The sequence below is a fragment of the Aquella oligotrophica genome (genome assembly GCF_002892535.1).
Classification (GTDB): Bacteria; Pseudomonadota; Gammaproteobacteria; order Burkholderiales; family UBA11063; genus Aquella; species Aquella oligotrophica.
In genome coordinates this window covers 731,658-753,080 of sequence record NZ_CP024847.1, presented here as the reverse complement: position 1 = coordinate 753,080, position 21,423 = coordinate 731,658, and the positions used below count along the sequence as shown (strand labels likewise).

At 37.4% G+C, this 21,423-nt stretch carries 24 protein-coding genes and 1 tRNA gene; 4 read left to right on the top strand and 21 right to left on the bottom strand.

The features are described 5' to 3' along the window. Positions 1–24 precede the first annotated feature (24 nt). The 19 genes from nuoN to tpiA form a co-directional block, all read right to left on the bottom strand. Complete coding sequence (gene nuoN / locus CUN60_RS03455) at positions 25–1,473, bottom strand: NADH-quinone oxidoreductase subunit NuoN (protein WP_102952435.1); 1,449 nt, start codon at positions 1,471–1,473, stop codon at positions 25–27. A gap of 12 nt (positions 1,474–1,485) precedes the next feature. Then, a complete protein-coding gene (locus CUN60_RS03450; RefSeq protein ID WP_102950693.1) occupies positions 1,486–2,973 on the bottom strand; it encodes an NADH-quinone oxidoreductase subunit M in 1,488 nt (495 codons plus the stop codon). Between the two features lie 10 nt (positions 2,974–2,983). Next, positions 2,984–4,990, bottom strand: a complete 2,007-nt coding sequence (nuoL, locus tag CUN60_RS03445; RefSeq protein ID WP_102950692.1) for an NADH-quinone oxidoreductase subunit L — start codon at positions 4,988–4,990, stop codon at positions 2,984–2,986. A gap of 17 nt (positions 4,991–5,007) precedes the next feature. Continuing rightward, entirely contained in the window at positions 5,008–5,313 is a 306-nt protein-coding gene (nuoK, locus tag CUN60_RS03440; protein WP_102950691.1) for an NADH-quinone oxidoreductase subunit NuoK, read from the bottom strand. After that, on the bottom strand, positions 5,310–5,957 hold the full coding sequence (locus tag CUN60_RS03435) for an NADH-quinone oxidoreductase subunit J (protein WP_102950690.1): 648 nt from the start codon (positions 5,955–5,957) through the stop codon (positions 5,310–5,312). The genes nuoK and CUN60_RS03435 overlap by 4 nt, the downstream gene beginning before the upstream one ends. Before the next feature lie 9 nt (positions 5,958–5,966). Then, positions 5,967–6,446, bottom strand: coding sequence for an NADH-quinone oxidoreductase subunit NuoI (nuoI, locus tag CUN60_RS03430; RefSeq protein WP_102950689.1), 480 nt, complete (start codon positions 6,444–6,446; stop codon positions 5,967–5,969). Positions 6,447–6,450: 4 nt separating this feature from the next. Continuing rightward, entirely contained in the window at positions 6,451–7,497 is a 1,047-nt protein-coding gene (nuoH, locus tag CUN60_RS03425; RefSeq protein WP_102950688.1) for an NADH-quinone oxidoreductase subunit NuoH, read from the bottom strand. 9 nt (positions 7,498–7,506) lie between these two features. After that, positions 7,507–9,861 carry an NADH-quinone oxidoreductase subunit NuoG gene (gene nuoG, locus CUN60_RS03420; RefSeq protein WP_102950687.1) on the bottom strand — a complete coding sequence of 785 codons (2,355 nt, stop codon included), beginning with the start codon at positions 9,859–9,861 and terminating at the stop codon, positions 7,507–7,509. 31 nt (positions 9,862–9,892) lie between these two features. Continuing rightward, complete coding sequence (nuoF, locus tag CUN60_RS03415) at positions 9,893–11,188, bottom strand: NADH-quinone oxidoreductase subunit NuoF (protein ID WP_102950686.1); 1,296 nt, start codon at positions 11,186–11,188, stop codon at positions 9,893–9,895. A gap of 14 nt (positions 11,189–11,202) precedes the next feature. Continuing rightward, positions 11,203–11,706, bottom strand: coding sequence for a hypothetical protein (locus tag CUN60_RS03410; RefSeq protein WP_102950685.1), 504 nt, complete (start codon positions 11,704–11,706; stop codon positions 11,203–11,205). Between the two features lie 2 nt (positions 11,707–11,708). After that, positions 11,709–11,879, bottom strand: a complete 171-nt coding sequence (locus CUN60_RS12885) for a hypothetical protein (protein ID WP_158649273.1) — start codon at positions 11,877–11,879, stop codon at positions 11,709–11,711. A gap of 18 nt (positions 11,880–11,897) precedes the next feature. After that, positions 11,898–12,371, bottom strand: a complete 474-nt coding sequence (gene nuoE / locus CUN60_RS03405; protein WP_102950684.1) for an NADH-quinone oxidoreductase subunit NuoE — start codon at positions 12,369–12,371, stop codon at positions 11,898–11,900. Next, entirely contained in the window at positions 12,371–13,624 is a 1,254-nt protein-coding gene (locus tag CUN60_RS03400; protein WP_102950683.1) for an NADH-quinone oxidoreductase subunit D, read from the bottom strand. Before CUN60_RS03400 ends, nuoE begins: the two co-directional genes overlap by 1 nt. Next, complete coding sequence (locus CUN60_RS03395) at positions 13,611–14,213, bottom strand: NADH-quinone oxidoreductase subunit C (protein ID WP_102950682.1); 603 nt, start codon at positions 14,211–14,213, stop codon at positions 13,611–13,613. The genes CUN60_RS03400 and CUN60_RS03395 overlap by 14 nt, the downstream gene beginning before the upstream one ends. After that, positions 14,213–14,698: a NuoB/complex I 20 kDa subunit family protein gene (locus CUN60_RS03390; RefSeq protein WP_102950681.1), complete on the bottom strand. Its 486-nt coding sequence runs from the start codon at positions 14,696–14,698 to the stop codon at positions 14,213–14,215. The genes CUN60_RS03395 and CUN60_RS03390 overlap by 1 nt, the downstream gene beginning before the upstream one ends. Beyond that, entirely contained in the window at positions 14,689–15,048 is a 360-nt protein-coding gene (locus tag CUN60_RS03385; protein WP_102950680.1) for an NADH-quinone oxidoreductase subunit A, read from the bottom strand. The genes CUN60_RS03390 and CUN60_RS03385 overlap by 10 nt, the downstream gene beginning before the upstream one ends. 25 nt (positions 15,049–15,073) lie before the next feature. Continuing rightward, a tRNA-Leu gene (locus CUN60_RS03380) sits at positions 15,074–15,159 on the bottom strand. Positions 15,160–15,167: 8 nt separating this feature from the next. Beyond that, on the bottom strand, positions 15,168–15,563 hold the full coding sequence (gene secG, locus CUN60_RS03375) for a preprotein translocase subunit SecG (protein ID WP_102950679.1): 396 nt from the start codon (positions 15,561–15,563) through the stop codon (positions 15,168–15,170). 49 nt (positions 15,564–15,612) lie between these two features. Then, positions 15,613–16,347 (bottom strand): triose-phosphate isomerase, encoded by a 735-nt coding sequence (gene tpiA, locus CUN60_RS03370; protein ID WP_102950678.1) that lies wholly within the window; start codon positions 16,345–16,347, stop codon positions 15,613–15,615. 148 nt (positions 16,348–16,495) lie between these two features. On the opposite strand from tpiA, the gene CUN60_RS03365 reads away from it, so the two are divergent. From CUN60_RS03365 to CUN60_RS03350, 4 genes are read left to right on the top strand one after another with little or no spacing between them, the layout of a single operon-like run. After that, entirely contained in the window at positions 16,496–17,044 is a 549-nt protein-coding gene (locus tag CUN60_RS03365; RefSeq protein ID WP_102950677.1) for an inner membrane-spanning protein YciB, read from the top strand. After that, a complete protein-coding gene (locus tag CUN60_RS03360) occupies positions 17,034–17,906 on the top strand; it encodes a phosphorylase family protein (RefSeq protein WP_102950676.1) in 873 nt (290 codons plus the stop codon). The genes CUN60_RS03365 and CUN60_RS03360 overlap by 11 nt, the downstream gene beginning before the upstream one ends. A 15-nt stretch (positions 17,907–17,921) precedes the next feature. After that, positions 17,922–18,797, top strand: coding sequence for a phosphorylase family protein (locus tag CUN60_RS03355; protein ID WP_102950675.1), 876 nt, complete (start codon positions 17,922–17,924; stop codon positions 18,795–18,797). Beyond that, a complete protein-coding gene (locus CUN60_RS03350) occupies positions 18,794–19,696 on the top strand; it encodes a LysR substrate-binding domain-containing protein (RefSeq protein WP_102950674.1) in 903 nt (300 codons plus the stop codon). The genes CUN60_RS03355 and CUN60_RS03350 overlap by 4 nt, the downstream gene beginning before the upstream one ends. On the opposite strand, the gene CUN60_RS03345 is transcribed toward CUN60_RS03350, so the two are convergent. Beyond that, positions 19,693–20,514, bottom strand: coding sequence for an FUSC family protein (locus CUN60_RS03345; protein ID WP_102950673.1), 822 nt, complete (start codon positions 20,512–20,514; stop codon positions 19,693–19,695). The two genes, CUN60_RS03350 and CUN60_RS03345, sit on opposite strands and share 4 nt — an antisense overlap. Beyond that, entirely contained in the window at positions 20,493–21,419 is a 927-nt protein-coding gene (locus CUN60_RS12880; protein ID WP_158649272.1) for a hypothetical protein, read from the bottom strand. The genes CUN60_RS03345 and CUN60_RS12880 overlap by 22 nt, the downstream gene beginning before the upstream one ends. Positions 21,420–21,423 lie beyond the last annotated feature (4 nt).

Here is a 21,423-nt window from a genome sequence, read left to right as displayed (position 1 = left end):
TATAACAGTGTATATTTAGGCGAATTAGCCAGTTATCAACTGATTACAATACATCATAACCATAGTTGGGAATATACCAATTATCACCAATAATGCCCCATTAACCAATAAAATCGTCCGACTAAAAACACAAGTGTCAGCTGGAACTATTTCCTTAACTGGCTCATCAAAGTACATTACTTTAACCACTCGGATATAATAGAACGCACCAATCAATGACATTACTACGGCAAATACCGCAGCAGGAATATAACCACTAGCTACCAAAGCCGATAATATCTTCAATTTAGCATAGAAACCAACTAATGGTGGAATACCAGCCATTGAGAACATCACAAGTAATAATAAACCAGCATAAACCGGATTAGTTTTGCTTAGTCCTTTAAGGTCATCTAGATTCTCGCATTCAAAACCATCACGAGAAAGCATGGTCAAAACACCAAATCCAGCAAGTGCGGTTAGAGAGTAAGTTACTATATAGAATAAAGTAGCTGAAACCCCATCGACATTAACTGTAACTAAACCTAATGCAACAAACCCCATATGCGATACAGTTGAATAGCCTAATAGACGTTTGATATTAGTCTGGGCTATAGCAATAATATTTCCAAAAAATAAAGACAATAACGCCAATAGTAGCAACATTATTGACCAGTATGGATTTAATAATACTAAGCCACCAATCAAAAATCTGATAATAAACACAACAGCAGCAATTTTAGTCAGACTACCAATAATAGTCGTAACCGCTAAAGGAGAACCTTCATAAACATCAGGCACCCACATATGAAATGGTACCAAGCCAAGTTTAAATACTAAACCCGCTACAATAAATACCAAACCAAAGACTAGTAATGCACCATTGGTATCATTTTGGCTCAACATAGCTTTTAATATATACTCAAGCTGTAAATATCCACCAGTACCGCCATAAATAAATGAAATACCAAAAAGTAGCATCCCTGAAGCTAATGCACCAAGAATGAAAAACTTCATTGCCGACTCGGTGGCTTTTACACTATCACGCTGTAAAGCAATTAAACCGTACAACGCCAATGATAATAGTTCTAGTCCAACGTATAAAACTAGCATATTATCAGCAGAAATCATTACCATCATACCAAGCACTGCAAATAGGAAAATTGCGTAGAACTCACCTTTAAGCATTTGCTTATCACAAACATAGCGTTTTACATATAAAACAGCCACAAATGAAAACAGATAGGTAAACATCTTGGTACCAGTAGCTATACCATCAAGAATAAACATATTATTGAAGGTAAGCTGAGTAACACCACGATCAATAACTTTCTGGATAACGAAGCATCCAGCCAGTGTCAACAAGGTAAGAACTAGATTAATACCTTTTTTCGATTCTGAAGTAAAAGCATCAACGATCAGAATTAATACGATCATAAATGCCATAAACAGTTCGGGTAAAACCGGAATTAAATTCGGATAAGTCAACATCATCATCTACCTTGCTTAAATTTTGCTTAATGTAACTTGAGTCAATAACTGCTCAACGCTAGCATGCATTTTGGCTACAAATATATTTGGACATACACCCATTACAATCACGGCTATAGCCAAGATAGCCAGAATCAAAAACTCACGCTTACTAACGTCATCCATTTCAGCTACATGACTATTAACAACGTCACCAAACACAACTCGTTTATACATCCATAAAGTATAGCCCGCACCCAAGATCAGGGTAAGCCCGGCAAGAATTGCTGCCACAAAATTAGTCTCAACTGCCCCCATGATTACCATAAACTCACCAGCAAAACCAGAGGTACCAGGTAGTCCTGAGTTAGCCATTGCAAATAGCATAAAGAATGCAGCAAATACAGGCATTTTGTTAACAACACCACCATAATCAGCTATATTCCGAGAGTGAACTCGATCATACATTACACCGATACAGAAGAACATAGCCGCCGACACAAAACCATGAGAAATCATTTGAGTAATCGCACCTTCAACTGCCCAAGTATTTAATGTGCCATTAGCAAATAAGAAGCAACCTAGAGTTACAAACCCCATATGTGAAATTGATGAATAAGCCACTAGCTTTTTCATATCTTTCTGAACGACTGCAACTAATCCAATATAAACTATAGCAATCAATGACAATACTACCATCAATCCAGCAAGTTCACGTGAAGCATCTGGAACAATTGGTAAAATAAACCGTAAGAAGCCATAACCACCAATTTTAAGTGTAATTGCCGCAAGTACCATTGAACCACCAGTCGGTGCTTCTGGATGGGCATCCGGTAACCAAGTATGTAATGGCCACATTGGAACTTTTACTGCAAAAGACATAAAGAAAGCAATAAAAATAAGTGTTTGTGCAGTAATACTTAATGGCAATTTGTAGTAACTAAGAATCTCAAAATTACCATTACTCTTGAAATATAAATAGATCAAGGCAACTAACATTAGCAATGAACCAATCAGCGTATAAAGGAAAAATTTAATCGCTGCATAAACGCGGTTTGAGCTTCCCCATACCCCAATAATCAGGTACATAGGAATAAGCATCGCCTCAAAGAATACATAAAACAAAATTGCATCTAGCGCACAGAACGAACCAGAGATGAAACCAGTCATCATCAGGAACATGCTATTATACAAAGATACTTTATGTTTAATAACCTTGAAGCCAGCAAGAATTACTAATACAGTAATAAAATTATTTAGTACCACAAAAGGCATTGATATACCATCTACACCTAAGTGATAATTAATATTTAGGCTACCAACCCAAGGCCACATTTCTTGAAACTGCATGCTAGTAGCACTAGAATCAAAACCAAAGAAAATCAGTAGTGAAAACAGAAAGGCAATTATCGAACCCAAAAGCGCAAAATAGCGCGCCAGACAGTCATTCTTATTTATTAATAAAGTAATGAGTCCAAATACAATTGGTGTCCATATCGTTAAACTTAGCAAATAATTCATCATTACTCTATCCTTAATGCAAGATTAAACCGGTACAAAAGGTAAGAAGAATCAATATACCTAGTACCATAAATGTTGCATAACTATTTACATATCCAGTCTGAGCACGGCGGAATATCTTAGAAAATACCCCAATAACTCTTGCTGAACCATTAACAATTAGCCCATCAATCAATAAAACATCCCCAATTGACCATAGAACTTTACCGATTCCACGTCCAAGAGGAGCTAAGAGATTTATAAATAAATCATCCATAAAATATTTACGTTCCATTACATAAATTACTGGCTTGAAGATTGCTTTAATAGCAGACACAAACGCAGGTGATTTATGTGCAATGTACGCAGCAATAATACCTGATAATGCTAGATAAACTGGCGGAGTAGATAATGAATGCATCATCATTGCAATTGGCGATAACTCTCCTTTTGCCATTGCCTCACCAGTAAATTCTTTAAAGAAGTCAGCATTAAAAATAACATTTTGATAAAAATCACCCGGAACGAACTTGCTAAATGCAATCCAACCAATGATAACAGATGGAATAGCCAAAAGTATCAATGGAACAGTAATTACCCAAGGAGATTCATGCGGTTCTACCGGACCATGATGTCCATGATCATCATGACTATGGTGATCATCATGTGCATGACGGAATCTTTCCTCACCATGGAAAGTCATGAATAACTGGCGGAAACTATAGCATGCAGTTACAAATACCGCTGCATATACACAGAATACCACAAAAGAACTACCGTATAGTCCATGATGATGTGCATTTTCTGCAGCTTCAAGAATCATGTCTTTTGAGAAAAACCCAGCAAAAGGCGGAACACCAGCCAGTGCCAGATTACCAACTATGGTTACTAGATAAGTAATTGGCATGTATTTCCACAAACCACCCATCTTACGCATATCCTGTTCATGGTGCATACCCACGATTACTGAACCTGCAGCCAAAAATAACAACGCTTTAAAGAAAGCATGTGTCATCAGATGGAAAATACCTACTGAGTATGCTCCACAGCCTAAAGCAACTGCCATGTAACCTAACTGAGATAATGTCGAATAAGCCACAACTCGTTTAATATCAGTCTGAATAAGCCCAAGTAAACCAAGAAACAAGGCATTGATTGCACCAACTATGGCGATAAACGACAAAGCTGTTTCTGATAAATCATACATTGGCGACAAACGTGCAACCATAAATATTCCAGCTGTTACCATTGTTGCCGCATGGATCAATGCTGAAATCGGTGTCGGACCTTCCATTGAGTCAGGAAGCCAAACATGTAATGGAAACTGCGCAGATTTACCCATTGCACCAACAAAAAGTAGTAAACAAATTACAGTTATAACACTCCAACCAGTGCCTAGGAAAGTTTGTCCAGTAATTTCATTTAATTTTGCAAAAACCTCAGCATAATTCAAAGTACCAAAGTAAGCAAGCACTAGCCCAATTCCTAGCAAGAATCCCAAGTCACCAATACGGTTAATCAAGAATGCTTTCAAATTGGCAAAAATCGCTGATTCACGCTTAAAGTAAAATCCGATCAGAAGATAAGATACTAAACCAACACCTTCCCAACCAAAAAATAGCTGGATAAAGTTATTAGACATTACTAGCATGATCATCATGAAAGTAAATAATGAAATATAACTGAAGAATCTGGTATAACCATCTTCACCAGCCATATAACCGATAGTATAAATATGTACCATCAACGATACAGAAGTTACAACTGTAAGCATCGTTGCAGTCAGACTATCAATCAATACACCTACTGAATAAGTTTGATTACCAACAGTCAACCAAGTGTATAATGGACCATCAAAATATAAGCCATTACTCAAAACTTGATTTAAAACCATTACAGAACATACTGTTGAAATCAGTACACCCAAAATACATAACAGCTGACTTAGTTTTTTGCCAAGTGCACAGCCAAAAAGCCCAACCAGAGTTGATGAAACTAAGGGAGCCAGTATAATCGTCAAATATAAATGCATGCTATTCATTTTGCTACCCTTAAAAATTAACCCTTAAGCTGATCCATGTCGCGAACATTGATTGACCGTAAGTTACGGAAAAGGATAATCAATATTGCAAGACCAATCGCTGATTCTGCTGCTGCCACCGTTAAAGTAAAAAAGACAAATATTTGTCCAGCAACATTATGTAAAAAACTCGAGAAAGTAACAAAATTGAAATTAACCGCAAGAAGCATTAATTCAATTGATAGTAATACTACTATGATATTTTTACGGTTTAGAAAAATACCCATAACCGAAATAGCAAACAGTATTGCCGACAAAATAAGATAATGATTCATTCCTATCATTGTTTGTCTCCTGCTGTTTCCTGTTTATTTTCTTCGCTAGAAATTTCTTCAACTTCTGCTGCCATCTTAACCATTGTAAACCTAGTTTTGCTATCAACCGCAACCTGTGCGGCAATATTTTGATATTTAGCTTGCTTATCAGTCTTACGTAGGGTAAGAGCTACTGCAACTACCAAACCTAGTAAAAGAATCATTGAAGCTAATTCAACCGGGTACGAATACTGTGTATATAACACCCAACCAAGCTTATTAGCATTACTGATTTTACTTTCTGGATCAACATTAGCAACACTTGTTACAACTGGGTTTTTTACTATCACGAGTAACATCTCAAGTAGTACAACTACCCCCAAAACCAATGCTAATGGCATATTTTTCCAGAATCCTTTGCGTAATGACTCAAGATCAACATCAAGCATCATGACCACAAATAAGAATAGTACCATTACAGCACCAACGTAAACTAGAATCAATGTTAGTGCCAAAAACTCAACATTTAACATCATCCATAGGCAGGCTGAAGTTACAAATGCTAAAACTAGAAATAACGCAGCATGAACCGGATTTTTAGCAGTAATAACCCTAAAACCACTAAATAACAGTATCGCTGCAAAAACATAAAATAATACACTTACTATATCCATATTAACCTCTTAGCGATACTTATGATCTGCTTCTTTAACTTTAGCAATAACACTTTCGTATTTATCACCAATAGCTAGAAGCATTTCTTTGGTATAATGCAAATCACCACGGTTTTCACCGTAATACTCGTGAATTGGTGTCTCTACAATTGCATCAACAGGACACGCTTCTTCACAAAAACCACAATAAATACACTTAATCAGATCAATATCATAGCGAGTAGTGCGACGAGTACCATCATCCCGTTCATGAATATCAATCGTGATTGCTAGTGCCGGACATACTGCCTCGCAAAGTTTACAACCGATGCAGCGCTCTTCACCATTTGGATAGCGACGTAATGCATGTAATCCACGAAAGCGAGGAGATTGTGGAGTTTTTTCCTCTGGATAAATAATAGTTGGCTTTGGACGTAACATGACACGCCAAGTTACTGCCATCCCTTTTAATAACTCACCAAGCAAAAAAGTTTTAAAAAATCTCTTCATACTTTTACTTCCAAATAGTGAATGGAGAAACCATCCATACAGCTATAACAAAAATCCAGACTAGGGTAATTGGTAAAAATATTTTCCAACCTAAACGCATAATCTGATCGTAGCGATAACGTGGAAATGTTGCACGATACCAGATAAAACCAAATAATAGTATTAATACCTTAATTACCAACCATGCCATTGATTCATGTCCAAGTATACCCCAATTCCGAGGGAATGGTGATAACCAACCACCAAGAAACATTATTACAGTCAAAGTTGAAACTAAGAACATATTAGCATATTCGGCTAACATAAATAAGGCAAACGGAGTACCCGAATATTCAACGTGGAACCCAGCAACAATCTCTGACTCACCTTCACAAACATCGAACGGAGCACGATTAGTCTCAGCAACACCTGAAATAAGATAAACCAAGAACATTGGAAATAAAGGAATAAGATTCCAAGAAAGAATTGATCCAGCAAATTTGCCATATGCCTGACTATTTACTATATCAATAAAATTTAAGCTACCTGATACCATAATTACCGCAATCAAAGCAAAGCCCATTGCTAATTCATATGAAATCATTTGTGCCGTAGCCCGAACTCCACCAAGGAACGAGTATTTTGAATTACCTGCCCATCCCGCCAGAATAATTCCATAAACACCAAGAGAGGATACTGCAACAACATAAAGTAAACCAGCATTTACATCAGTAAAATATAATTCAGGGTTAAAAGGAATTACAGCCCAACACGAAAGCGCACAAAAAAGAATAATAATCGGTGAAAAATAAAATACACCACGTGACGCTTTATAAGGAACAATAATTTCTTTAAACACAAATTTGAATAAATCAGCAAATGGCTGAAATAACCCAAATGGTCCAACTCGGTTAGCTCCAATCCGCGCATGCATGAATGCCAGAATCCGACGTTCTGCCAGAGTAAGGTAAGCAACAGATAGAGTTAAGGGTACAATGGTCAGTACAGCCTTGATCAAATGCCAGATGGCAAAAGCAAGATCATGTCCTAAATAATGTTGTAAAAATTCCATATTGCCCCCTTAAGCCAAACTTAATTCAATTGGATCATAGGTACCAGCAAACCCAATTGTACTTTGATTTTTAGCTAATAACACCATGGTTTCCGGAATAGTTTCACATACAGCCAGATTAAATTGTTTCTGAGCGTGTGACTGCTTAACAGTAACATTAGCATCTGCTTTAAAACTTAGTTTTTCAGCTAAAACTGGTGATACAGTCAATGTTGGTAGTTTAGCCCATGGAGTTTGCTGTAATGCATTTGCCCTACGAGTAATACTATCTGCATTATAAATACCAGTAATTGCAAAACGAACTAACCCATTTAAGTCAGGTTTATTTATCGAAACTGGCTCTACTTTTACCTTATTATTCAAATAACTTGCAGTATCGTTTAAATTAGCTATTTCCGAACGGACATCTTCAATGCTATTATGATCAAATCCATCAAGATTGAATTTATTAGCTAAAACACGGATTACTTTCCATGCTGGCTTAGCTTCACCCATTGGGCGAGTTACACCATTAAATTTCTGCCATTTACCTTCCATATTTACATATGACCCAGCGGTTTCAGTAAATGGAGTAACTGGAAGAATCACATCTGCATATTGAAGCATATCTTCACTGATATAAGCTGTCATAGCAATTACTGATTCTGCTTTGCTAAGCGCGGCTATTGCAGCTTGTGAACTGAAACTATCTAGCTCAAGTTCAGTATTAAATAATACATAACCTTTGCGTGGACTTTCAAGCATTTCCCTAGCATTTAATCCTTTGGCATTATAGCCGTTAAATGCAGCGCGATATGGCGTAAAGCCAACTAATTGCGCACCAACTTCATTTGCTAGTGAAGGTAAAACTCCATAATGTCCACCAGTAAAATTAGCTATTTCTTGTGCCAAAATTACTACTTTAGAATAGTCAGGAAGAGTCCGTGCAACACGACCCAAAATAATTGTACCTTGATTTTTAACTAAACTTTCAGCAATCTGTTTTGCTTTTGAACAAGTATCAACATTCATCAAATTAATTTCAGTTGATTTTCCAGTAATCTCACTTACATATTTAAGAACTTGAGCAAGTTTATAGCTTAGTTTACGTGGATCAACTACCGACTGTGTCATCACTTTTGCCAGAAGGTCTTCTTTAATTACATTGATTGTGTGTAATTCGGTTCCTTTTTTGGCTGCCTGACGTAAGCGTTGTGCAATCAATGGTTGTTCTTCGCGAAGAACACTACCTACCACCAATACAGACTTACTACTAGCTAGTTCATTTACACTAGAACCAAGATAACTAACACCTTCAACTTTACCATCCAGATTGAAATCTATCATATCCAGACGATAATCTAGATTGCTAACTCCAATTCCACGCATGGCTTTTTGTAATAAGTGTAACTCTTCAGTAGTTGAAATAGCTGATGCCAAAACACCGATTGCATCACTACCATGATCATGTTTAACGCCAGCCATACTTTTTGCTGCGTAGTCAATAGCAGTTTCCCAATCAACTTTAATCCATTTACCATCTTGCTTAATCATCGGGTTAGTCGCACGCTCTTCGTGATATAAACCTTCATAACTATAGCGATCGCGATCAGAAATCCAGCATTCATTAATATCTTCATTCTCATAAGGTAATACGCGAACAACTTTATGATATTTATCAATTTGTGCTACCAGATTACTACCTAATGCATCATGTGGAGATACAGTCTTACGCCGTGATAACTCCCAAGTTCTTGCGGTATCTTGAAATGGTTTTGACGTTAGTGCACCTACTGGGCAAATATCAATAATATTGCCTGATAATTCGCTATCAACTGTTTTACCTAGAAACGGCATCACTTCAACATGGTTATTACGATAACTCATGCCTAATTCCTGATAACCAGCGATTTCATCAGTAAAACGAACGCAGCGTGAACAGTGAATACAACGTGTCATTTTGGTACGAACTAATGGACCAAGATCCTTATCCGTTACCGCACGCTTTTCTTCATGGAACCTTGATTCCGAACGTCCATAGCCTACTGCTAGATCCTGTAACTGACATTCACCACCTTGATCACAAATCGGGCAATCAAGCGGGTGATTAATCAAAAGAAATTCCATTACCCCTTTTTGCGCTTCTACTGCCATCTTGGAAGCAGTCATAACCTTCATACCCTCGGTAATCGGAGTAGCACAAGCCGGGACCGGACCTCTGGCTTTTTCAACTTCAACCAGACACATGCGGCAATTTGCCGCAATCGATAATTTTTTGTGGTAACAGAAGTGAGGAATATATTTACCTTCACGCAAAGCGACTTCAAGAACTGTAGCGCCCTGTTCGCCTTTTACTGCTTTACCATCTAATTCAAATTCAATCATTATTGATTCCTAACAACAACTATCTTCGGCATTAACACCAGCGATGATTTACCATACATTTTTTGTTTTCGATATGATATTCAAATTCATTTCTAAAATGCTTAGTAAAACTACGTACCGGGAAAACTGCCGCATCCGACAAAGCACAAATTGTACGTCCTGCCATCTGATTTCCAAGACTATTCAATAACTCAAGGTCTCCAGCTCTTCCCTGCCCAGTTTCAATACGATGAACGATCTGATATAGCCAGCCTGTTCCCTCACGACATGGAGTACATTGGCCACAACTTTCTTCATGATAAAAATAAGAAAGTCGCTCAAGTGCTTTAACCATACAGACATCTTCATCCATAACAATCACAGCACCAGATCCAAGCATAGAACCCGCTTTGGCAATCGAATCATAATCCATATTACAATCCATCATGATTTCTGCTGGTAAAACTGGCGCTGACGATCCACCAGGAATTACAGCTTTCATTTTTTTACCGCCACGCATACCACCAGCCATTTCTAGTAATTTGCTAAACGGCGTTCCCAAGGGAATTTCATAATTACCAGGACGCTCTACATGTCCAGAAATTGAGAATAATTTAGTTCCACCATTATTTGGAATACCCTTATCCATAAATGTCTGTCCACCATCACGTAGAATAAATGGAACTGATGCAAGAGATTCAGTATTATTAATTGTAGTTGGCTTACCGTATAAACCATAACCAGCCGGGAAAGGCGGCTTAAATCGCGGTTGACCTTTATGCCCTTCAACTGAATTTAATAATGCAGTTTCATCGCCACAAATATAGGCACCATAACCATGGTGGGCATGTAATTCAAACTCAAATCCGGAGTCCAGAATATTTTTCCCTAAAAAACCTGCAGCACGCGCCTCTGCAAGTGCTTCCTCAAACCTTTGATACAGCTCAAAAATCTCACCATGAATATAGTTATAGCCAGCTGATGCCCCGATCGAATAACCAGCAATAATCATACCCTCAATTACTGCATGGGGATTAAATGCAAGAATATCACGATCTTTAAAAGTACCAGGCTCACCCTCATCACTATTACACATGATGTATTTTTGACCAGGCATTGTACGTGGCATAAAGCTCCATTTAAGTCCAGTCGGGAATCCTGCACCACCACGACCACGTAAGCCGGATGTTTTCATTTCTGCAATAACTTCTTCAGCAGGAACTTTTGAACCAATGATACGCTTAAGCGCCTGATAACCACCGCGCTTGATATAATTATTCAATTTCCAGCAATCGGGATCATGCGTATCCACATCGGCAAATATAACACCGCTATGATAAATTGCCATATAAACTCCTTGGCTTAATAAATTATACCTATCCTGAAATCAAAAGTATTTGCACTCATGCTAGGATTATAGGTATTAATTGTATATGAGTAAATAAATTGTGTTGTCAATACTTTTGTAATATTATATTGTATGCTAGGACTAAAGCTCCACAAAGTATTAGTATTGCTTTGGTCTGGGTAATTATTTGGTGATACAAAGGATGATTTCGTATTTGAAAATAAAACATTAGTATCAAATCGAAATTTTAAAGTATCCCTAATCGCATCATATTCAGTTATTAACCCCGGTCCATATGCATCAGTATAATCAACCTGAGAAGAGTCATAGCCCGTACTCAATGATTGACCTATATGTTGCATTCTTACATAGGGAATAAGGTTAAGCTTATTTTCAAGAGTAAGAAATGCGTATCCTGCATTGATAGACAGACTAGCCCCTGTAACCTTATTTAATACACTACTGGTACGGTTATAATATAGTACATATCCAGCACCAGCTGATAACCATAGCCCCATATCTAGTAGGGCTTCAGCATGAATATCAATACCCCGGTTGAATCACCATCACCATAAATAACATTATAGTAGCCAAGAGTCAAGTTATTATCATAACGTTGAAAGGGACTACTTTCCGCCGCATAAACCAAACAACTTCCATTTAACAGTACTACTAATAAACTGATTCTCATCAGCCTTCGCGAGTACAACTACATTAATTCCGCTAATTTTTTATCAATTGCTTCAGGAGTCATAAAACTACACATTTTATGATTATTTAGCAACAATACCGGAGCATCACCACATGCCCCCATGCACTCACCTTCCATCAAGGTAAATTTACCATCCGAAGTAGTCTCACCTACTTTTATACCTAATTTGTCTTCAAGGTATTCAATAGAATTAACCCCACCACGCAATGCACATGGAAGATTAGTACAAACGGTAATTTTATATTTACCAACTGGCTTGAGATTATACATCCCATAAAAAGTTGCTACCTCCATCACTTGAGTAGCAGGTATCCGTAAATAACTAGCAACAAACTCCATTGTTTCTGGAGATAACCAACCTAATTCTTGCTGAGCAATTCTCAGCGCAGACATTGTTGCACTTCTACGTTGTTCTGCTGGATATTTAGCCAACTCAACATCAATTTTCTGTAATGATTCCTGAGATAACATTATCTATCAATCTCCCCAAATACGATATCTTGAGTACCAATAATTGCAACTACGTCAGCAATCATATGTCCACGACTCATTTCATCAAGCGCCGCCAAATGAGCATAACCCGGTGCTTTAATTTTTAAGCGGTATGGTTTATTGCCACCATCGGAAACAAGATAAATTCCAAACTCACCTTTAGGATGTTCAACAGCCTGATAAACTTCACCTTCAGGTACATGCATACCCTCAGTAAACAATTTAAAATGATGAATTAGCTCTTCCATTCCGTATTTCATTTTTTCACGATGCGGTGGAGCTACTTTGTGATCATCAACTATAACTGGACCAGGATTATTTTTTAGCCAAGCCACACACTGTTTAATGATTTTATTCGACTCACGTAATTCTGCTACACGTACCAAATAACGATCATAGCTATCACCATTTTTACCGATTGGAATATCAAAATCTAAATCAGCATATACGTCATACGGTTGTTTTTTACGTAAATCCCAAGCTAGACCTGAACCACGTACCATAGGACCAGAAAAACCTAAATTTAAAGCACGTTCTGGGGTAACAACACCAATACCAACTGTCCTCTGCTTCCAAATCCGGTTATCAGTAATTAAGGTTTCATATTCATCAACACATTTATCAAACCGATTTGCAAAATCTTCAATAAAATCAAGTAAACTTCCTTGACGTGCCCTATTTAAAGCATCAATCTGTTTTTTAGTTTTTACTTTTGATTCTGTATATTTTGGCATAGTTTCAGGTAAATCGCGATAAACACCACCTGGTCTAAAATATGCCGCATGCATCCGAGCACCTGAAACAGCTTCGTAGCAATCCATAAGATCTTCACGCTCACGGAAAGCATAAAGGAATACCGCCATTGCACCAATATCTAGAGCATGTGCACCAATCCACATTAGGTGATTCAAGATACGCGTAATCTCAGCAAACATAACCCGGATATACTGAGCACGAATAGGAACTTCAAGCCCCATTAGCTTCTCAATAGCTAGACAATAAGCATGCTCATTACACATCATTGATACATAATCAAGCCTATCCATATATGGCAAAGCTTGAATAAATGTCTTATGCTCAGAAAGTTTTTCAGTCGCACGATGCAGCAATCCAATGTGTGGATCCGCACGCTGAATTACTTCACCATCTAGCTCAAGTACCAAACGTAAAACCCCGTGGGCAGACGGATGTTGCGGCCCAAAATTCAGGGTGTAGTTCTTAATTTCTGCCACCGTAGCCCTCCTCACGTATAATGCGCGGTGTAATTTCACGCGGCTCAATTGTTACCGGTTGATAAATAACGCGCTTTTGTTCTTCATCATAGCGCATCTCAACATATCCTGATAAAGGGAAATCCTTACGGAATGGATGCCCAATAAATCCATAATCAGTAAGAATCCGACGCAAATCCGGATGCCCCTCAAATACAATACCATATAAATCAAAAGTTTCGCGTTCAAACCAATTAACTGAGCTCCAGATATCAACCACAGAAGGCACAATTGGAAATTCATTATTAGTAGCAAAGGTTTTTACACGTAAACGCCAGTTATATTTCTGTGATAAAAGATGGTAAACAACTGCAAAACGCAAGGCATCTTCAGATTTTTCTTCGTTTTTATAGCTTAAATAATCAACCCCACAGACATCCTGACATTGCTCAAAACTAAGTTTATCATTTAAAGCAAGCTTATTCATAAGCTCAATTAATCGATCAGGGCTTACCTCAATGGTAATTTCATTATAATGGCGATATAAATTACTGTATATATTACCAGCAACCTCAACTAAAGCTGCTTCCAGTCTATCTAATTTACTCATCAGGCACTCTTTCTGGCAATTGTAGAATCACGACGAATTTTATTTTGCAACTGGATTATTCCGTACATCAGAGCCTCAGCAGCTGGTGGACATCCAGGAATATAAATATCAACAGGAACAATGCGATCACAGCCACGTACAACTGAATAAGAGTAGTGATAATACCCACCACCATTAGCACACGACCCCATTGAGATTACCCAACGCGGCTCAGGCATCTGATCGTAAACTTTGCGTAAAGCAGGTGCCATTTTATTACAAAGCGTACCCGCAACAATCATAACATCTGACTGACGTGGAGAAGGACGAAAAACCGCCCCAAAACGATCTAGATCATAACGAGCAGCACCAATATGCATCATTTCCACTGCACAACAAGCCAAACCAAATGTCATTGGCCAAAGCGAACCTGTCCTCGCCCAATTAATCAACTTATCAGCGGTAGTTGTAACAAAGCCTTCTTTTAGAACTCCCTCTATTCCCATTCTAACGCTCCTTTTTTCCAGACATATACAAAGCCAGCGATTAATATCGTCAAAAATACCGCCATAACGACAAAGCCATACATTCCCAGATGACGAAATACTAATGCCCAAGGTAATAAAAATGCAACCTCAAGATCAAATAAAATAAAAATAATCGCTATCAAATAATAGCGAACATCAAATTTAACCCGTGCATCCTCAAACGCCTCAAAACCACACTCATATGGCGAATTTTTCTGATCATCAGGCTTATGACGACCAAGAAGACGTCCGGCAACAATCATTATGGATCCCATAATAGTCGCCAGCAACATAAAGAAAAGAATTGGAAAATATGAAGTATAAACCATTGTATTCCCTTAAAATATTAACTTATGGTGCCGACAGTGAGATTTGAACTCACACAAGCTAAGCTTACCACCCCCTCAAGATGGCGTGTCTACCAGTTTCACCATGTCGGCAAAAATCATCAATCTGGAATCTGATTCCCTGTTTCTTTTTTAGCTGTGGCTGCTTTCTTACTAGTTGATGGCTGACTGGCAGCAACTTGCGATGCAACCACTTGACTCGCTGAAGTCTTACCTGCATTTGTCATATTTGCCATAACCCCAAGATCGCCAACACGCCCATTACTTGAGATAAGAACCAAAGCTAGGGTAGTTACAAAAAATATTGCTGCACCAATTGCTGTTGAGCGGCTTAAAAAATTAGCTGAGCCACTAGCACCAAACAAAGAGGAAGAACCACCAGAACCGAAGGTAGCACCGGCATCCGCACCTTTACCCTGCTGAAGTAAAACCAATATAATTACAGAAATAGCTGAAACTATCTGAATAATCCACAATAACGTTTTTATAATTTCCATATAAGCAATAAATCTAAAAAAATCACGTTAAAATTAGAAACATAACAAACTAAACATTCTCACAAATTGCTGTAAAATCGGCTGTTTTTAGCGAAGCCCCACCCACTAATACCCCATTAACATTGGCAATAGCAAGTATTTCATGTGCATTTTGACTAGTTACACTTCCACCATACAAAACAGCTATTTTAGCATACGGGAAGTTTTTTTGCATGTAGCTGTGAATAAAATCCGCTACTTCTTGTATCTCAAGAAGAGTTGGAATTTTGCCAGTACCGATTGCCCAACACGGCTCATACGCTATAATCATTTCTTTTAGTTGAGGAATTTGCATCAAACCAGACAGTTGCTCTTCAATAAACTCCAAATAATCGCCTGCCTCACGATTAAAGATTGATTCTCCAACACATAAAATTGGTACAAGTTTATTATCAAAAGCATTAATTAGTTTATCAACAAGAATCTGCCCATTTTCACCAAGTAAACTGCGCCGTTCGGAGTGACCAACTAAGACATAGTTAACTCCAGCATCTTTTAGCATGCTTCCATTGATTTTTCCAGTATAAGCTCCGCAATCACGGTAATGACTCAAATCCTGGGCAGCAATTCTTATCAATGAGTTATTAAGAAGAATATGTTTTGCCCAGACAATATACAGATATGGTAGTGCCAGCACAACATTTGATTTATTTGTAGCAGGGTGATTAGCATAGTAGCTCAAATCAGAATTAACCTTATTTAGGTCACCATTCATTTTCCAGTTAGCTATAACCAGTTTACCCATTTCTAAATTCCCCAATATAGAAACTCATTAAATCTGACACGATTTTAGCACGAACAAGTACCTTAAAATTTCAAATTATTTTTTTAATTATCTAAAAATCCAGTATAATTGTCTATTCCTAGCGGTTTTTATATATATAAGTGGTCTTATGCAAAATAATCTTTTTTTTGAAATGCTGCCATTAATTGGCTTTTTCGCCGTTTACTATTTTACCAAAAACATTTACCTCGCAACTGGAATCTGTATTGTCCTAAGCTGGTTACAATTAGCACTATACAAGATAATTTATAAACGAATTGGTAAAAATACTTGGCTTAGCACATTACTAATAACAGTATTTGGTGGCTTAACAATCATTTTCCATAATAAAACCTTTGTCATGTTAAAACCAACCGTCCTTTACTGGATTATGGCGGTATCTCTGCTTGTTTCAGCAAAGTTAGGTAAAAACAGCATTAAACTACTCCTAAACGAACATATTTCCATTAGTGACAGAGATTGGTCACGCGTAAATTTAATGTGGGTTGCTTTTTTTGTAATAATGGGAATACTTAATCTAATAATTGCGTACTCATTCAGTGAGTTTGTCTGGGTCAAATTTAAAGTATTTGGTGGATTTGGCTTAATGCTTATCTTTACACTAATTAGCGGACTGTTTATTTACAGCAAAACACGGAAGATGCAGAATGAACTATGATAAATTAAATCCATTTTTCCAGAACCTTGAAGTTGACTATCTCTACCATTTGGGCTTTGATTCTGGACAAAATCTGGAACAAATGTTTGGTGATGTGGAGTATGTAATCCTCACTAGATCATTTAACAATGCAGATACAATTGCTAACGAATTTACGAAAAAATTCTACAGTATAAGAGATACTGATGTTAGATGTAAAACAATTGGAAAAAGAGAGCGTTACCACATCCATAAAATTCATAATAGTCTGATTGTTTCCCATGGAATTGGTGTACCATCACTATTAATCTGCCTAAATGAAGTAGTTAAACTACTCTGGCATGCCAAGGTAAAATCACCCAAATTCTTTAGAGTTGGACCATCTGGCGGTCTTGGTGTAAATCCAGGGCAAATAGTAGTCGGAACGGAAGCAGTCACCAACACATTGGAGGCACAGTTTGAATCAATTGAATTTGGTCAGTTACATCATTATCCAACACAGTTCTGCCATGCTTTAACTCAAGATTTTATTAATGCAATCAATAAAAATGAAACCGCCTCAATTGTTACAGGAAAAATAATTGGTGGAATGGGCTACTATAATGGGCAAGCCAGATTAAATGGTGCTATGCCATTAAGCTATACCCCTGAAGAGCAACAACAATATCTGCATAAAGCTTATAACCAAGGAGTCAGAAGTTTTGATATGGAAGCGACTGGTTTTGCTGGATTTTGTAATCAATTGGAAATCTCTTGTTGTGAGATAAATGCTGTATTGGTTGATCGCTTTTTAACCGATGAAATTTATATTTCCAAACAGGAACAAATTCTCCATTTCAAAAAAGCAGCAAATCTTGTAATTGACTATGTAATTAATCATTAACCAGCAGGTTCTATAATGCAAATAAATTCGCTACTAAAAGATCTTAAAGAAAAATATCTATATCTACTGGAACTAGAACTTACAGATGAGATTATTGGTAAATTCTCGGGGATAAAATATGTATTATTACAGGGAAGCAACGACCGAGCCAAAAACCTAGCACGAAAGCTGGCTCTAAGGTTTGCAAAAGTGCACCCGGATTTTTTTGAACCCAAAGATATCACGCCAACCAGCAGATACAAGATCTACCGGGTTGGAAATATACTATCCGTTTCACATGGAATGGGAAATACTTCTGTAATAGCCTTATTACATGATCTAACTAAAATACTTTACTATGCGGGCAATACTGACCTTGAATATATACGAATTGGTACTTCAGGGGGTATAGGCGTTGATCCAGGAACAGTCGTAATTACAGAAAAAGCATTTATGCCAAATCTAGCAGATTACTTACCATTACCATCTCTGGACAGAAACATTAATACACCTACCTGCTTTAATAGCAGACTTGCTAATGAAATACATAAAGTGCAACCTCGCGGTCTGGACTTTCAGGTTATTCTGGCAAATACAATAGCTGCAGATGACTTTTATCTTGGGCAGGGGCGTTTTGATGGTGCGATTACACCAAAATATGATCTCGCTTTCCGTACTCAATATTTGGAGAAGGTACGTGCCTTAGGTATCAGAAATTTTGAAATGGAATCCACTGCCCTTGCTGCCTTTTGCAATCAGGTGGAAATACCGGCAACGATGCTGGCCGTTACATTAGTGAATCGCTTACTTGGCGATCAGGTAACTGCAACTCCTAAAGAGCTGGCTGAATTTTCAGATCGCTCTCAACTAGTCGCGATTAACTACCTAAATACAAAATCCGACCTTATATGATCAATTTCACATTAACCGATCTAAAATATCTAGTAGCGTTAGCAGATGAACAACACTTTGCCAAGGCTGCCCAAAAATGTTTTGTCTCGCAGCCAACCCTATCAATTGCCATAAAAAAGTTGGAAGATAATCTGGGAATTACCATTTTTGAACGTGAGAATCACCGGGTGCTCATTACTCCATCAGGGGAAGAAATAGTAAATCAAGCGCGAAAAATAATTCTTGAAGCTCACAATTTACTTGATATTGTTGAAACCAATCAAAACCCATATAAGCAGCCACTTAAAATTGGTGCAATCTTTACTATTGGTCCTTATATTTTTCCGAAATTGATTCAGGAAGTCATCAGCAAGGAATCAAAATTACAACTGATAGTTGAGGAAGGCTATACTGATGGACTTACAAATAAATTACTAAAAGGTGAATTGGATGCAATTATTCTTGCAACTGAGACCAATCACCCAGAGTTAACCCAAATTGAATTATATGATGACAAACTGGCTGTCATTTGCGCTAAAGATCATAAGCTTGCAAAAATAAATAAAATCAGCGCTTCGGAATTGGAACAGGAAACCTTTCTCTTACTTGGATTAGGCAATTGTTTTCGTGACCAGGTATTAAAAATCTGCCCAGAATGTAATACAAATGCTAGCAATGGTATTGGTCTGATAACTGCAAGCTCGCTAGAAACAATTAAATTTATGGTAGCCATGAACATTGGGATTAGCATCTTGCCAGAACTGGCTTTAAAAAATCTTCCCAATGAAGTAAAAATCAAGCCCTTACCAAAGCCAGCACCGAGCAGAAAATTAAGCTTGGTATACCGCAAGAACTTTGCACGCTTCAATATTCTACAGAAAGTTCAGCAGCTGTTACAAAATCAACTAACAAATAACTAATTACAAAGATTATCTATAGGTAGCGACTTCTTATCCTGCAATACCCTTTTCTGACGACAAAGCAAACTAAAACCCATACTATTTAGCCAATCGTAGAGGCTAGTGAGTTTATTCTCATAACGTTCAATCAGATCAATAGTCTTAGTTTGTTCACTATAACCATGAAGACAGCTCTCTTTCAGTTCCTCCAACCGCTTTAATTCAATAATAAGAGGTTCTACTATTTTATTAAGTTTGCTGATCGTAACTAAATCACTCTCAGACATTTGTCGGATATTATCCCATGAGTTGATAACTAGCTCATCCAATCGTTTTGCTTCAACCAGAGCAATTGCATTATTATAATAACGGCTAAAAACAAAATACTCGTAGAATTGACAGATTGTAACCCCTATCAAAACGCATAGTCCACGATTAGCAATAAATGAAATTTCATTATTGATAAAAAGATTCATATAATCAAAATTAACACACAACATAATGCTAACTAACAGGATAAAATAAGTGTATTCTTGTAAAGCAGTAAAGGCAACCCCATAAATCAAGATTAGTGCTATAAAAACCAGAGTATTTGGATTATAATGGAGAAATAGCCATAAAATCAAGCTTATCAATAAGCCACAAATAGTCCCAAGAACGCGCTGGCGAGCTTTATTAATGGTTAATCCAGGGCTAAATGGTCCAACAATAGCCAAAATCGAAATCGGTATCCATAAGCCATCATCCCACTGACTATATTGATAAATAAATGCCCCAGTTGCAATCATTATGACAACGTGGATGATCCGGCGGTGAATTAGCTGCTCACGGCTTGGCATAGCTTATTCCAGTCTGATTTGATATTGTCATAAATACGATAATGATAACGTAAAGTATTATTAGCATCACTACTTATTGTAGCGGCTTCTGGAATCGAATTTCCTAGTTCAACTGCCAGAAAAAGTAACTCAATATCACGCCTAATTACACTTAATTCCTTTGAACTAACTCTTTCGCGCATTAATAAATCTGCCAAATAATAGTGATAGTAACTCAGGTATCGGGTAAGTTTTACAGCTGGACGAAGCTGTTCTTTTTTCAATAATCTTAGTACATTATTTGCTGCTAAATAATGGCGAAAAACTTCGCGTCCACGATGATTGTCAGAGTCTTCAAGCATCTTTTGTATGCTTTCTAATCCGCGAATAATGCTACTACGCCAAATTCGATGATACAAATTAGGAAGTAATTTATGTGCCCAAAACGTAATAAAAGCAAATTCCCAGATAAACATCAAGATATTCAGAATCACATAAAAATTACCTGTGTTTATCCCTTCAAGTGACATAACACCTAGCATAAGGAGGACACTTACTATCGGAAACAATTGCGGAGCTTTACTAAGAAGTGAATATAGAATAAATGCCCAACCAGCAACCACGATAATAAATGCCAGCTTAAAATAGACATAGCTAGAGAATAGCCCAATTGTTATCGAAATTAATATAATATAGCCCAGATAAATAAGATCTTTCTTCTTAAAGGTATTTATCGTTGGCATTTCTATAATCAGAACTCCCGCCGCGGCTACTAACATAATTAGAGGTGCTAGTGGGGGTTGCAAAAACATATTGGCAATAAAAAGTATCACAGCTGTATATGTTGCTTTTAGCCCTAAAAATCGCGAATACCAATAGGGGTCATATTTATCAAACCAGTGATTTAAGCGGGAAAGTAATTGCATTAAA

What these genes read in the sequence shown, in the direction of transcription:
- nuoN (WP_102952435.1), bottom strand. Translation starts at nt 1,473, where the DNA reads ATGATGTTGACTTATCCGAATTTAATTCCGGTTTTACCCGAACTGTTT.
- CUN60_RS03450 (WP_102950693.1), bottom strand. Translation starts at nt 2,973, where the DNA reads ATGATGAATTATTTGCTAAGTTTAACGATATGGACACCAATTGTATTT.
- nuoL (WP_102950692.1), bottom strand. Translation starts at nt 4,990, where the DNA reads ATGAATAGCATGCATTTATATTTGACGATTATACTGGCTCCCTTAGTT.
- nuoK (WP_102950691.1), bottom strand. Translation starts at nt 5,313, where the DNA reads ATGATAGGAATGAATCATTATCTTATTTTGTCGGCAATACTGTTTGCT.
- CUN60_RS03435 (WP_102950690.1), bottom strand. Translation starts at nt 5,957, where the DNA reads ATGGATATAGTAAGTGTATTATTTTATGTTTTTGCAGCGATACTGTTA.
- nuoI (WP_102950689.1), bottom strand. Translation starts at nt 6,446, where the DNA reads ATGAAGAGATTTTTTAAAACTTTTTTGCTTGGTGAGTTATTAAAAGGG.
- nuoH (WP_102950688.1), bottom strand. Translation starts at nt 7,497, where the DNA reads ATGGAATTTTTACAACATTATTTAGGACATGATCTTGCTTTTGCCATC.
- nuoG (WP_102950687.1), bottom strand. Translation starts at nt 9,861, where the DNA reads ATGATTGAATTTGAATTAGATGGTAAAGCAGTAAAAGGCGAACAGGGC.
- nuoF (WP_102950686.1), bottom strand. Translation starts at nt 11,188, where the DNA reads ATGGCAATTTATCATAGCGGTGTTATATTTGCCGATGTGGATACGCAT.
- CUN60_RS03410 (WP_102950685.1), bottom strand. Translation starts at nt 11,706, where the DNA reads ATGGGGCTATGGTTATCAGCTGGTGCTGGATATGTACTATATTATAAC.
- CUN60_RS12885 (WP_158649273.1), bottom strand. Translation starts at nt 11,879, where the DNA reads ATGAGAATCAGTTTATTAGTAGTACTGTTAAATGGAAGTTGTTTGGTT.
- nuoE (WP_102950684.1), bottom strand. Translation starts at nt 12,371, where the DNA reads ATGTTATCTCAGGAATCATTACAGAAAATTGATGTTGAGTTGGCTAAA.
- CUN60_RS03395 (WP_102950682.1), bottom strand. Translation starts at nt 14,213, where the DNA reads ATGAGTAAATTAGATAGACTGGAAGCAGCTTTAGTTGAGGTTGCTGGT.
- CUN60_RS03390 (WP_102950681.1), bottom strand. Translation starts at nt 14,698, where the DNA reads ATGGGAATAGAGGGAGTTCTAAAAGAAGGCTTTGTTACAACTACCGCT.
- CUN60_RS03385 (WP_102950680.1), bottom strand. Translation starts at nt 15,048, where the DNA reads ATGGTTTATACTTCATATTTTCCAATTCTTTTCTTTATGTTGCTGGCG.
- secG (WP_102950679.1), bottom strand. Translation starts at nt 15,563, where the DNA reads ATGGAAATTATAAAAACGTTATTGTGGATTATTCAGATAGTTTCAGCT.
- tpiA (WP_102950678.1), bottom strand. Translation starts at nt 16,347, where the DNA reads ATGGGTAAACTGGTTATAGCTAACTGGAAAATGAATGGTGACCTAAAT.
- CUN60_RS03365 (WP_102950677.1), top strand. Translation starts at nt 16,496, where the DNA reads ATGCAAAATAATCTTTTTTTTGAAATGCTGCCATTAATTGGCTTTTTC.
- CUN60_RS03360 (WP_102950676.1), top strand. Translation starts at nt 17,034, where the DNA reads ATGAACTATGATAAATTAAATCCATTTTTCCAGAACCTTGAAGTTGAC.
- CUN60_RS03355 (WP_102950675.1), top strand. Translation starts at nt 17,922, where the DNA reads ATGCAAATAAATTCGCTACTAAAAGATCTTAAAGAAAAATATCTATAT.
- CUN60_RS03350 (WP_102950674.1), top strand. Translation starts at nt 18,794, where the DNA reads ATGATCAATTTCACATTAACCGATCTAAAATATCTAGTAGCGTTAGCA.
- CUN60_RS03345 (WP_102950673.1), bottom strand. Translation starts at nt 20,514, where the DNA reads ATGCCAAGCCGTGAGCAGCTAATTCACCGCCGGATCATCCACGTTGTC.
- CUN60_RS12880 (WP_158649272.1), bottom strand. Translation starts at nt 21,419, where the DNA reads ATGCAATTACTTTCCCGCTTAAATCACTGGTTTGATAAATATGACCCC.